Origin of the sequence: Kosakonia sp. BYX6, from assembly GCF_038449125.1 — a bacterium.
Taxonomy (GTDB): Bacteria; Pseudomonadota; Gammaproteobacteria; order Enterobacterales; family Enterobacteriaceae; genus Kosakonia; species Kosakonia calanthes.
In genome coordinates this window covers 1,386,936-1,399,381 of sequence record NZ_CP151800.1, presented here as the reverse complement: position 1 = coordinate 1,399,381, position 12,446 = coordinate 1,386,936, and the positions used below count along the sequence as shown (strand labels likewise).

Sequence of the window (12,446 nt, the reverse complement as noted above, 5' to 3'; positions counted from 1 at the left end):
ATTCTAATTTCTTGTGCAAATAACCAAAATAGAGACAAAAGGATTCACCATGCTCACAATGTACGGCATCAAAAATTGCGACACCATCAAAAAAGCCCGTCGCTGGCTGGAGGCGCAGCAGGTTGAGTATCGCTTTCATGATTACCGCGCAGACGGCGTTGATGCCGCATTATTGCGTCCCTTTGTCGATGAACTCGGCTGGGAAGCGCTGCTCAATACGCGCGGCACCACCTGGCGCAAGCTTGATGAAGCCCAGCGCGCCGCCGTCACCCATGCCGATGCCGCTATTGCGTTGATGGTCGAGATGCCCGCAATTATCAAACGACCATTGCTCTGCGCGCCCGGTAAGCCTATGCTGCTGGGTTTTAATGAATCCAGTTATGGGACGTTTATCAACGAGGTGTAGTTTATGTCGTGCCCGGTTATTGAGCTGACACAGCAGCTTATTCGTCGCCCTTCTTTAAGCCCCAATGATGCGGGATGCCAGGCGTTAATGATTGAACGCTTGCGCGCCATCGGTTTTACCATTGAGCCGATGGATTTTGGCGACACGCAAAACTTCTGGGCATGGCGCGGTCAGGGTGAAACCCTGGCGTTCGCCGGTCATACCGATGTGGTTCCGGCGGGCGATGCCGAACGCTGGATCAATCCCCCTTTCGAACCGACCATTCGCGACGGTATGCTGTTTGGTCGCGGCGCGGCGGATATGAAAGGTTCGCTGGCCGCGATGGTTGTCGCCGCAGAGCGCTTTGTCGCCCAGCACCCCCAGCACCAGGGTCGTCTGGCATTTCTTATCACCTCCGATGAAGAAGCCAGCGCCGCGAACGGTACGGTTAAAGTCGTCGAAACCCTGATGGCACGTCATGAACGCCTGGATTACTGCCTGGTGGGTGAGCCGTCAAGCACCGAAGTGGTCGGTGATGTGGTGAAAAACGGTCGTCGCGGTTCGATGACCTGTAACCTGACCATTCACGGCGTGCAGGGCCATGTCGCCTATCCGCACCTGGCGGACAACCCGGTGCATCGCGCCGCGCCGATGTTAAACGAACTCGTGGGCATCGAGTGGGATCGCGGCAACGAATATTTCCCGCCGACCAGCATGCAGATTGCCAATATCAAAGCCGGAACCGGCAGCAATAACGTCATTCCTGGCGAACTGTTCGTGCAGTTCAACTTCCGCTTTAGCACCGAGCTAACCGACGAGATGATCAAAGCGCAGGTGCAGGCACTGCTTGATAAACATCAGTTGCGTTATTCCGTGGACTGGTGGGTGTCCGGGCAGCCTTTCCTGACCGGGCGCGGCAAACTGGTGGATGCGGTGGTCAATGCGATTGAGCACTATAATGAGATTAAACCGCAGCTGTTAACGACAGGCGGCACGTCCGATGGCCGTTTTATCGCGCGGATGGGTGCACAAGTGGTTGAACTGGGACCGGTGAATGCGACCATTCACAAAATCAACGAATGCGTGAACGCGGCTGATTTGCAAATGCTGGCGCGGATGTATCAACGCATTATGGAACAACTCATCGCCTGACGGGCCTGGAGGATTGCATGGATTGGCTGGCTAAATATTGGTGGGTGTTGGTGCTGGTGTTTTTACTCGGCGTCATACTGAATGTGATCAAAGATCTGAAACGCGTCGATCATAAAAAGTTCCTCGCCAACAAACCCGATCTTCCGCCGCATCGTGATTTCAACGACAAGTGGGATGACGATGACGACTGGCCGAACAAGGATCAACCGAAAAAGTAACGCCACAACGCATTCACCCCCATTCGGGGGTGAATCGCTTTCTCAGAGCAGTTCGATAATGTCGTCATCACTCGGCTTCCCGCCGCTCAATGCTTCATCAAAGTAATGCTTCGGCACGGTATAACGCAGGTGGTTTAGCGCCAGCGTCATGCTGCGATCGTCAATGGCGTGCCCCAAATCGTCCACAATATCCAGCGTGATATCACCGCCGAGCCGTAAAACGGCTTCCTGCGCCTGCACCGCCCAGGCCAGATCGATAACCCTGTCTTCGCCGCCGTGGATCAGATGAATGGTATTCGAGGTGGAAATATGTTGCGGCAGGCTGGCGTAACGACCAGCAAAAGCGATAACGCGCGACGCCAGATCCGGCTGCGCTTTTATGCCTTCGAGCGCCATAATCGCCCCCTGCGAAAAACCAATCAGCGCCGTGGCGAGCGGGCTAACACCACTTTGCTGCTGCCAGTAACGCACCACCTCAACAAACTGCGGCATCACTGCATCGACGCGCTGCTGGCGGTTCTCTTCGCTGATATTCCCCACGGAAAACCACTGGCGCCCCGGCGCAACGCCGCTCGCTTCAATGCCGCCAATGCTGATGATCAGCGCATCGGGAAATTGCGGCGCGAACCAACGCCCAATCTGCCCCATGGAGACGGGGTTATCGCCAACACCATGAAACAGCAGCAGTAATTGTTTCGCCGGGGTTTGTGGGCTTTGTACAACAAAATGGTCATGTTTCATGGTTGTCTCCTTAACGAATGAGGTGCAGTTTACGCCGGGGAACAATAATGACCATGCCATTTAACTGAATGAGTTAGTTAAAAAAATTGCAGTTTCTGCACCTGTTCTTTCAAGGTTTTCGCACGCTTCGTATCAAGATTGTGCAGTGCTTGCCCGGCTTCCGCACGTTGCTGCGCCAACAAGGCTTTACGGCCGGTGAGCGATAAACGCTGGCACAGCTGCTGTTCGCTTTCCCCCGTCGAAAGCTGCCCGCGCAGTGCCGCCAGCGGCAAGCGACTGGTTTTCAGCAAGCGCGATAACGCGCCAATCGCGGCAGAAAGTGGCCGATGGGCAAAAGCGAAACCCACCAGTTCCAGCCAGTCCTCTTCATTAAGGGTAGTCGCCTGCACGTCCGGCAGCGGCAACTTTTCCTCCCGCCAGGCCTCAAGCCAGGGCAAGTCACGCGCCAGACGCTGCTGCTCCCGCGCCACCAGCGCTCGCCCGGCATCGCTCAGAGGCAGCAACGCCATCGCGGTAAAACAGCCGCTGCTGGCCTCGCGATAGCTGCCAAGCCGCACCAACTTAAAGCCGCAGCGTTGCCAGAAGCGCCATAACTCGCGCGTATAGCCAAAGCTGACCGACAAATAATCGCAGTCCGCCTGTTGCGCGTGAGCGATAAGCGCGCTGCCAATGCCTTCGCGCTGGCAATACGGATGCACGGCAATACGGCTGACGCGCCGCCCGCGCAGGGTTGCCGCAAGCGGGCTGCCCCCGTGTGCGGCCAGCGATTGCGCCACCAAATTACCGCGCGGGCGACGAAAACCGGCCCAGACGGCCTGGCTCAACGCCGGGGTTAACCCGCCCTCCTCCACTAGCCAAAGCGCGGCGACTACCGTTTGCCCTTTGCTCGCCAGCCAGAAATGCTGGCCTGGCGCATCCATCATGCGCCGTAAATCGAGCGGCGAAGTGCGATAGTGGGCGCTCGCCAGCAGGCGATAAAGTGCCGCCGGTAGCGCAGGCTTTTCCTGCCAAATATTGGCTAACAGCGGCTGCATTGCCAACTCGCCCGTTGGAAAATCGCGGGTTGCGGCATCGTCGAGCAACAGAAGCTCCGAAATAGCTTTTTCCAGCGGGCACCCTTTTGCCCAGCGCAGCGGTGTGCTGAGTGAGCAATGGTGCAGATCGGGGAAGCCCGCGCAGAACTTCAGTAAAAATCCCTGCCCTGTGCCTTCGTAGCCCTGAACGGTGGTGGTTAATAGTACGTGGCTGAAAGCCGCAGTAAGCGTATGCAACAGCGGGCCGGGAATGGCGGCGGCTTCATCGACAATCAACCAGCCGGGCTGCGCGCCTTGCTGGCTAATCTGCGCAGCGAGCGCGTCCGGCGCGATAAAGCTAAAGCGTTCGCCTGCGTATTCACTCAGCACATCGGTCGCGACACGCGTCGGCGCCGTGACCACGGCGGGCACAGCAAGATTCGCGATATGCATACCGGCCAGCGCCGATTTACCGCGCCCGCGCGGTGCCGTTACCACCATCACACCGGGCGGCATGGCGCGCAGCTGCGCGAGGATGTCCGCTTGCTCCTGTTGCGGCGCACCGGTGGCAGGGTGCCATGCGGGTCGCGCAGTAAAAGTGGGAACGGTTAACGGCTGATCTTCGCGCCAGACAAGGGTCTGCGCATCGTCCAGCACTGTGCGGCAAAAATGGTCAACAAAAACGGGGGTTGGAATGGGCTCTGCGGTGTCGCTCCAGCGGCAGCTATCGGCATCCGGCTGTTGCGCCCATGTGCAGAGCGGCGGCGTCAGCAACACCAGCCAGCTTCCGGCTTTCAACGTACCGCCGAGCGCAGCAAACGCCGCCACGTCAAAACCACTGCGGGCATCAAAAACCGCATGGCTGAATTCGCGCCCGAGCAGCGTGGTCACCGCACGGGGCGAGCACTGTTGCGACCAGCCGCGCTGCTCGCCCACCCATAACCAGTCACCAGGCAAGGCGTCGCGAAGCGCGGTGGCTTGTTGCTCGCACCAGGCTGGCGCGCCGCTCACCACCAGCAAGCGGCGGATACCTTCGCGCGCCATCTGGGCACTGAGTTCAAGAAGCTGTTGCATGTTCGCGGTTTACAGACGCCCGCTGAACGTATCGCACTGCGCCGGGTCACCGCTGTCCATGCCGCGTTTAAACCAGCTGTAACGCTGCGCCGATGTGCCGTGGGTAAAGCTGTCCGGAATCACCCGGCCCTGGCTGCGCTGTTGCAAGCGGTCGTCGCCAATCGCCTGCGCCGCATTCAGCGCTTCTTCCAGATCGCCCGCTTCCAGCACGCCTTGCTGCTCCATGCTGTGGCCCCAAACGCCCGCGTAACAATCCGCCTGCAATTCGAGGCGCACCGACAGTTCATTGGCCTGTTTTTGCGTGGCGTTCTGCTGCAAGCCACGGACTTTCGCCTCGGTGCCAAGCAGTTTTTGAACGTGGTGTCCCACTTCGTGGGCGATAACGTAACCCTGGGCAAAATCACCCTCCGCCCCGAGTTTGTTTTTCATGTCGTCGTAAAAAGAGAGATCGATATAGACTTTGCTGTCCGCTGGGCAGTAAAACGGCCCCATGATCGACTGCCCCAGGCCGCAGCCGGTGTTGAAATGGTTACGGTACAGCACCAGTTTGGGTTGCTGATACTGGCGGCCCATGTGTTGGAAAAGCTCCCCCCAGGTGTCTTCTGTCGACGCGAAGATCACGCTGCTAAAGCGCGCGGCTTCATCTTCGCGCGGGTTGATGGTGGATTGCTGCGATGTGGGTTGACTGACGGGTTGCCCGGTCAAAAGGCCGGTCAAATCAACGCCGTAATAACTCGCCAACATGACAATCGCCAACAGCACCAACCCGCCTTTGCCACCCGGCAAACGAAACCCTGGCCCGCGCATTGACGGACCGCCCGACTCATCGCGTCGGTCTTCTACGTTGTTACTTTCTCGACGCCCTTGCCAGCGCATAACCACCTCACTATCCCAATGATGGACACTGTGTATATATGATCGTAGGCGCTTAGGGAAGGATTAGCACAGGAAAAAAGATGAGGAAATCCAGAGGATGCAGGCATCCTCTGGCAATAATGCGGTGTTGGAAAGTTAGTCTAATTTGACGCCCAGACGGTGCGCGACAGCTTCATACGCTTCGATCAGGCCACCGAGACTCTGGCGGAAACGGTCTTTATCCATTTTATCCAGCGTCTCTTTGTCCCACAGGCGGCTGCCGTCTGGAGAGAACTCATCGCCCAGCACCACTTCGCCGTTGAACAAACCGAATTCCAGTTTGAAATCAACGAGGATCAGACCCGCGTCATCAAACATCTTGCTCAGCACGTCGTTGGCTTTGTAGCTCAGTTCTTTCATGCGCGCCAGGTTCTCTTTGTTCACCCAGCCGAAGGTCTCGCAGTAGGATTCGTTGACCATCGGATCGTGCATCGCATCGTTTTTCAGGAACAGATCGAACAACGGCGGATTCAGTTCAATGCCTTCTTCGACGCCCAGACGTTTTACCAGCGAGCCCGCGGCGCGGTTGCGGATCACACACTCGACCGGAACCATATCCAGTTTTTTCACCAGGCATTCGGTGTCGGAAAGCAGCGCTTCCATCTGGGTTGGGATGCCCGCTTCTTCCAGTTTGCTCATAATGAAATGGTTGAATTTGTTGTTCACCATGCCTTTACGATCGAACTGTTCAATGCGCGCGCCATCCCCTGCTGACGTATCGTTACGGAATTCGAGCACCAACAGGTCCGGGTTTTCCGTACTGTAGACGGTCTTCGCTTTGCCGCGATACAACTCAGCTTGCTTTTGCATTTTCTTACTCCAGGTGTGATTACAAGGCTAATTTCACTATTTTATGCCGACGCACACGTTTGCGTCACCATAATAAAAAAAGGCCGGAAGCGTTCCGGCCCTGGGGATTATCGGTTAAACGCTGCCTGGAATGCAGCGACTAACGCGTCGTTCTGTGATTGCGTCAGCGTATGCCCTTTCGGATCAATAAACTGGAGGCTACTGCGGTTATCCAAATCACCGACCTGCAGTTTATAGTCGCCGGAAGCAAGACCCGGATCGCGCGCGCCCAGTTCCTGCCAGCTGCTGTCGGACAACGGCTTGTAGGTCACCGCAATGCTGCCGGTAGAGCGCGTGCTGTCGGTCACTTTCATGCCCACTTTTTCCAGCACGCCTGGCAGACGCTGCCACACGACGTTAAACGGACCGCGAACCACCAGCATTGGCAAACCGGTATCATCCGCGCCGCTCTGTACGTCCAGCGAACTCACGCTGCGGTTTTCCGCGGCATTTTGCGCGTCGGTCGCGGTTTTATCCAGACCGGCGGAGATCACGTTCAGCATCTCGGTGCTGTAACGCTGCAATGAAGCGGCGTCAGCAACCGGTTTACCCGCTTGTTCCAGATTTACCAGCTTGACGACAACCGCCTGCTGGTAACCCTGCGGTTTCACCGAGATTTGATAACGACCACGGTACTGTTCGTCTTCATCCAGACGGTTCCAGTCAACCCAGCCGGTGGTCAGGGTTTGCGACGCATCGTCACGTTTGTCGATGCTGTAATTTTTCCCCTGAATGATGCTCACAACTTGCGGCCACAGCGTGCTGTTACGACCGTTTTCCACCATCAGCGTCGCGGTATCGCCGGTAAACTGAGTGCGCGCACCGGTTACCAGAGCCAGCGGCTGTGCCGGTGGGCGAATATCCAGCGCTTTACCTACGGCACCGCTGCCATTCGCGACAGGGATGTTGTAATCACCGTTTTGTACCGGCAGGATAAGTCCGGCTGGTGCGTGAAGTTCAGCAAGCGGTGCGGCATCCAGATAGGATTCGTCACCGCTAACCTGACGCTTGTAACGTGAATCGGAACTACAGGCGGCGAGTAACATCACAAGTGAAACACCCGCTACCTTCGCCAGGCGCGACTTCTGTACTGAGTAAGCCATCAAATCTCCCTAAACTTTACAGCAGACCGGCATGCTTGAGCGCCGCGCGAACCACCTCACGACCGTGGTCAGTGATGGGCGTCATCGGCAAACGTAGCGTATCGGTCGCTACAAGTCCCAACTCCTTACATGCCCATTTGACCGGGATCGGATTGGGTTCGACAAATAGTTTGTTGTGTAACGGCATCAGACGCTGGTTGATCAGGCGTGCTTCCGCAAAATGCCCTTCAGCCGCCAGTTTGCACATATCGGCCATATCGCGCGCCGCCACGTTAGTGGTAACGGAAATCACACCGTGACCGCCGAGCTGCATAAAGTCCATCGCAGTGGCATCGTCGCCGCTCAGCAGGATAAAGTCGTCTGAAACCAGCTCTTTGATCTGGTGAACACGACTTAAGTTCCCGGTCGCTTCTTTAATACCGATAATATTTTTGATTTTCGCCAGACGACCCACGGTTTCCGGCAGCATATCGCAGCCGGTACGCGACGGCACATTATACAGAATTTGCGGCAGGTCAGTATGTTCGGCGATGGCTTTGAAATGTTGGAACAACCCTTCCTGAGTCGGACGGTTGTAATAAGGGACGACGGTCAGGCAGCCAACAATGCCGGAATTGTTGAAACGCTGGGTCAGGCTAATGGCTTCTGCGGTCGCGTTGGCGCCCGTTCCGGCGATAACAGGAATACGCCCATCGGCCAGTTCAACCGTCAGCTCCACCACGGCAGCATGCTCGTCGTGGCTAAGGGTTGCGGATTCACCGGTAGTCCCTACCGAAACAATCGCCGACGTTCCATTGGCAACATGATAATCAATCAGTTTCTTCAGGCTTGACCGGCAGACTTTACCTTGCGAATCCATCGGCGTGACAAGCGCGACAATACTTCCCGTGAACATGGGCCATCCTCTGTGCAAACAAGATTCTCAATGGTACGTGCGGTGCTGTAAGAAAAGCAAGAGACCTGAGGCTCTGTGGCGGTTGTATGCCGGTTTTTTTTATGCTTTCCTTATGATTACCTCACGTTTGACAGGAAGCACAGGTTTGACAACCTCATCACAACACTTTTTGGTTATCACTGCGCTGGGGGCCGACCGGCCTGGCATTGTGAACACGATCACACGCCACGTCAGTAGCTGCGGCTGTAATATCGAAGACAGTCGCCTGGCAATGCTGGGAGAAGAGTTCACGTTTATTATGCTGCTTTCCGGGTCCTGGAACGCCATTACGCTGATTGAATCCACTTTGCCGCTGAAAGGCGCCGAACTGGATTTATTGATCGTGATGAAGCGCACCGACGCCCGCCCACGTCCTGATATGCCCGCCACCGTTTGGGTGCAGGTTGATGTCCCTGATTCACCCCATCTCATTGAACGCTTTACGGCGCTTTTTGACGCCCACGAGATGAATATCGCAGAATTGGTTTCCCGCACGCAGCCTGCCAACGCCTCTGGCGCACCGCAATTATTTATTCAGATAACGGCACACAGCCCTGCCTCGCAAGACGCGTCAAATATTGAGCAGGCGTTTCGGGCACTCTGTACAGAATTGAATGCGCAAGGCAGTATAAACGTCGTCAACTATTCTCAGCATGATGAACAGGATGGAGTTAAGTAATGAATCCACTGAAAGCCGGTGATACCGCACCGAAATTTAGCTTGCCCGATCAAGACGGTGAACAAGTAAATTTGGCCGACTTCCAGGGACAGCGTGTTCTGGTTTATTTCTACCCGAAAGCCATGACACCGGGTTGTACCGTCCAGGCCTGCGGCCTGCGCGATAACATGGATGAGTTAAAAAAAGTTGGCGTGGAAGTGCTCGGCATCAGCACTGACAAACCCGAAAAACTTTCCCGTTTCGCCGAAAAAGAGCTGCTCAACTTTACCCTGCTGTCCGATGAAGACCACCAGGTTTGCGAGCAGTTTGGCGTCTGGGGTGAAAAGTCCTTTATGGGCAAAACCTACGACGGCATCCATCGCATCAGCTTCCTGGTTGATGCAGATGGCACAGTCGAACATGTGTTTGATGATTTTAAAACCAGCAACCACCACGACATCGTCGTGAACTGGCTGAAAGAGAACGCCTGATCGCACTCCCCTCTCCTGAGGGCGGCCCGTCCGGGTTCGCCCTCTGCTTTGCCCTGCATTCTTTGAACGCCATCACACTTCTTTCTTCCCCCTCGACACTTGTGCCGACTGGCTAAATTTCATACGCCGCTGACCATCACTTTTGTTCGCCTCTTTTTCCTCATTCTCGCTAACCCATTGAAATTAAAATACATCACATTCTGGCACACCTTGTGCTTAGGCAGGCTCAACGTTTTGCCTTCATTTTCAAGGAGCCGTGATGAACCGCTTTGTGATTGCCGATCCCGAGTGGTGTATAGGATGCAATACCTGCCTGGCCGCGTGTTCGGATGTGCATAAAACGCAGGGGCTACAGCATCACCCCCGGCTAACGCTGGTGCGCACGCAGACCAAAACCGCGCCGATCCTGTGCCGCCATTGCGACGACGCGCCGTGCAAACAGGTGTGCCCGGTGAATGCGATTTCCTTTCAGGGTGACAGTGTTTATCTCAATGAAACCCTGTGCATTGGCTGCAAGCTGTGCGGCCTGGTGTGCCCCTTTGGCGCCATCACCCCGTCCGGCAGTCGTCCGCTGAATATTCCCGCTCGCTATGACCATTTTGTGGCGGAAGAAGAGCTACGCGATGTGCCCGGCAGTTCGCCCGGCGATCACCCCTTTTTGCGCTGGAATGCCGGAGTGCAGGCGATAGCCGTGAAATGCGATCTCTGTCATTTCCTGCCGGAAGGCCCCTCCTGCGTGCGAGCCTGCCCGACCAACGCCCTGCACCTGGTCACGGACGCGGCAATGCAAAAACAGCTCAAAGCCCGCCGCGAGTTGGCCGCGCTCAGTTCCACGGACATGACCTTCCCCCCCGTTTCACCTTCGCCGGAGCAACGCTAATGGATGCCCTGCAATTATTGATGTGGTCAATCGCGCTGTACGTTGCCGGTGGCGTGGCGTCACTGTTACTCGCCCGCCAGCAGACGTTGGCAATACAGGTCGCGGGCATCTCGGCGATGCTCGGCGGCGTACTGGGCGTTGCCAGTGCCATTATGGCGCTCAACGGCGGCGAGGTGCTGAGCTGGCAGGCCATTGGCCCGTTTGATTTCGCCCATTTCGTGGTGCGCATGGACAGCCTGAGCGCCTTTATGCTGCTGGTGATTTCGCTACTGGTGACGCTGTGCGGGCTTTATTCACTCTCTTACGTGCGCGAATATCTCGGCAAAGGGCCGGGGGCGATGGGCTTTTTTATGAACCTGTTTATCGCTTCCATGGTCGGCCTGGTGGTGATGGATAACGCCTTCTGGTTCATCGTGCTGTTTGAAATGATGTCCCTCGCGTCGTGGTTCCTGGTGATAACGGACCAGGATGACGAGTCGATCCGCGCCGGGATGCTCTACTTTTTTATCGCCCACGCCGGTTCAGTGCTGATCATGGTGGCCTTCTTCCTGATGTGGCGGCAAAGCGGTAGCCTGGATTTCGCCAGCTTCCGCGCCCTGTCGCTTTCTCCCGGCACAGCTTCAGCGGTGTTCCTGCTGGCTTTTTTCGGTTTTGGCGCGAAAGCGGGGATGCTGCCGCTGCACAGTTGGTTGCCGCGCGCACACCCGGCTGCGCCGTCCCACGCGTCGGCGTTGATGTCCGGCGTGATGGTGAAAATCGGCATTTTCGGCATTATCAAAGTCGGCATCGACTTGCTCGCGCATAGCGGCATTCCGCTGTGGTGGGGCGTGGTGGTACTGGCGTTTGGCGCGGTCTCCTCGGTGCTCGGCGTGCTCTACGCACTGGCGGAGCACGACATCAAACGCCTGCTGGCGTGGCACACGGTGGAAAACATCGGCATCATTTTGATGGGCGTGGGCGTTGGGATGGCGGGCATTGCGTTGCATCAGCCGGTGATTGCCGCCGTCGGCCTGCTCGGCGCGCTGTTTCACCTGCTCAACCACGCGCTGTTTAAAGGCCTGCTGTTTCTCGGCGCCGGGGCAATTATCTACCGCCTGCACACGCGGGATATGGAAAAGATGGGCGCTCTCGCCAAACGTATGCCGTGGACAGCGGGCGCGTTTCTGGTGGGATGCCTGGCAATTTCCGCCATGCCACCGCTCAATGGCTTTATCAGCGAGTGGTACACCTATCAATCACTGTTTTCACTGACGCGCATCGACGCGATCATTCCCCGTCTTGCTGGCCCGATTGCCATTGTGATGCTGGCGATCACCGGGGCGCTGGCGGCAATGTGTTTTGTCAAAGTTTACGGCGTCAGTTTTTGCGGCAATGCCCGCAGCGAAAAAGCCGACCAGGCGCGGGAAGTGCCGTGGCCGATGGTCATCGCCATGGCGGCGCTGGCGCTGCTTTGTGTGTTGGCGGGTGTCGGTGCCAGCGTTATCGCACCGCATCTGATGCAGGTCGCCCTCTCCTTAATACCGCCGACGTCACTGGCTGTCGCACAGGGCGCAACGCTGATCCCCGGCGACGCGCAACAAGCGATGCTCGCCCCTTCCACCGTTTTCCTGCTGTTGCTGGCATTGCCGCTGCTGCCCGGTTTGCTCTGGTATCTCAACCGCCAGAGCCGGGGGGCTTTTCGCCGCAGTGGTGAGGCCTGGGCATGCGGCTACGCGTGGGAAAAAGGCATGGCGCCGTCGGCGGGCAGCTTTACCCAGCCATTGCGCGTGATGTTTGGCCCGCTCTATCGCCTGCGCCAACAGCTTGATCCATCGGTTGGTTTGCAACGCAGCCTCGGCGGGATTACGCAGGCGGCAACGCGCACAGAGCCGTTTTGGGATGAGCGCATTATTCGCCCGCTGGTGAGCGCTACCCAGCGCGTTGCCCGCGTGGTGCAGACCCTGCAAAGCGGGGATTTCCGGCTCTACTGCCTGTATGTGATTGCCGCGCTAGTGGTCCTGCTGCTGACGATTGCGCTATGAGGAGGGAACAAC

The 12,446-nt window shown here is 57.0% G+C and carries 13 protein-coding genes; 7 read left to right on the top strand and 6 right to left on the bottom strand.

Annotated features, from left to right (window positions below):
• The first annotated feature begins 49 nt into the window (after positions 1–49).
• From AAEY27_RS06560 to AAEY27_RS06550, 3 genes are read left to right on the top strand one after another with little or no spacing between them, the layout of a single operon-like run.
• The gene (locus AAEY27_RS06560) at positions 50–406 is read left to right on the top strand and encodes an ArsC family reductase (protein ID WP_342324082.1); all 357 of its coding nucleotides are present in this window, start codon (positions 50–52) and stop codon (positions 404–406) included.
• Between the two features lie 3 nt (positions 407–409).
• On the top strand, positions 410–1,537 hold the full coding sequence (dapE, locus tag AAEY27_RS06555) for a succinyl-diaminopimelate desuccinylase (protein WP_342324081.1): 1,128 nt from the start codon (positions 410–412) through the stop codon (positions 1,535–1,537).
• A gap of 17 nt (positions 1,538–1,554) precedes the next feature.
• Entirely contained in the window at positions 1,555–1,755 is a 201-nt protein-coding gene (locus AAEY27_RS06550) for a YpfN family protein (RefSeq protein ID WP_342324080.1), read from the top strand.
• A 42-nt stretch (positions 1,756–1,797) separates the two neighbouring features.
• Here the strand turns inward: AAEY27_RS06550 and ypfH are convergent, their stop codons facing one another.
• The 6 genes from ypfH to dapA form a co-directional block, all read right to left on the bottom strand.
• Complete coding sequence (ypfH, locus tag AAEY27_RS06545) at positions 1,798–2,496, bottom strand: esterase (RefSeq protein WP_342324079.1); 699 nt, start codon at positions 2,494–2,496, stop codon at positions 1,798–1,800.
• Positions 2,497–2,573: 77 nt separating this feature from the next.
• Positions 2,574–4,583, bottom strand: coding sequence for a tRNA(Met) cytidine acetyltransferase TmcA (locus AAEY27_RS06540; protein ID WP_342324078.1), 2,010 nt, complete (start codon positions 4,581–4,583; stop codon positions 2,574–2,576).
• A gap of 9 nt (positions 4,584–4,592) precedes the next feature.
• Positions 4,593–5,459, bottom strand: coding sequence for a KPN_02809 family neutral zinc metallopeptidase (gene ypfJ / locus AAEY27_RS06535; protein WP_342324077.1), 867 nt, complete (start codon positions 5,457–5,459; stop codon positions 4,593–4,595).
• Between the two features lie 135 nt (positions 5,460–5,594).
• Entirely contained in the window at positions 5,595–6,308 is a 714-nt protein-coding gene (gene purC / locus AAEY27_RS06530) for a phosphoribosylaminoimidazolesuccinocarboxamide synthase (RefSeq protein ID WP_342324076.1), read from the bottom strand.
• A 107-nt stretch (positions 6,309–6,415) separates the two neighbouring features.
• Positions 6,416–7,450 carry an outer membrane protein assembly factor BamC gene (gene bamC / locus AAEY27_RS06525; protein WP_342324075.1) on the bottom strand — a complete coding sequence of 345 codons (1,035 nt, stop codon included), beginning with the start codon at positions 7,448–7,450 and terminating at the stop codon, positions 6,416–6,418.
• A gap of 16 nt (positions 7,451–7,466) precedes the next feature.
• Positions 7,467–8,345, bottom strand: a complete 879-nt coding sequence (dapA, locus tag AAEY27_RS06520; RefSeq protein ID WP_342324074.1) for a 4-hydroxy-tetrahydrodipicolinate synthase — start codon at positions 8,343–8,345, stop codon at positions 7,467–7,469.
• 145 nt (positions 8,346–8,490) lie between these two features.
• On the opposite strand from dapA, the gene AAEY27_RS06515 reads away from it, so the two are divergent.
• From AAEY27_RS06515 to hyfB, 4 genes are all read left to right on the top strand, one after another.
• Positions 8,491–9,063, top strand: coding sequence for a glycine cleavage system transcriptional repressor (locus AAEY27_RS06515; protein ID WP_342324073.1), 573 nt, complete (start codon positions 8,491–8,493; stop codon positions 9,061–9,063).
• Positions 9,063–9,533, top strand: a complete 471-nt coding sequence (gene bcp / locus AAEY27_RS06510; RefSeq protein ID WP_342324072.1) for a thioredoxin-dependent thiol peroxidase — start codon at positions 9,063–9,065, stop codon at positions 9,531–9,533. Before AAEY27_RS06515 ends, bcp begins: the two co-directional genes overlap by 1 nt.
• A gap of 259 nt (positions 9,534–9,792) precedes the next feature.
• Positions 9,793–10,413: a 4Fe-4S dicluster domain-containing protein gene (locus AAEY27_RS06505; RefSeq protein ID WP_342324071.1), complete on the top strand. Its 621-nt coding sequence runs from the start codon at positions 9,793–9,795 to the stop codon at positions 10,411–10,413.
• Positions 10,413–12,434: a hydrogenase 4 subunit B gene (hyfB, locus tag AAEY27_RS06500; protein WP_342324070.1), complete on the top strand. Its 2,022-nt coding sequence runs from the start codon at positions 10,413–10,415 to the stop codon at positions 12,432–12,434. Before AAEY27_RS06505 ends, hyfB begins: the two co-directional genes overlap by 1 nt.
• Positions 12,435–12,446: the final 12 nt, after the last annotated feature.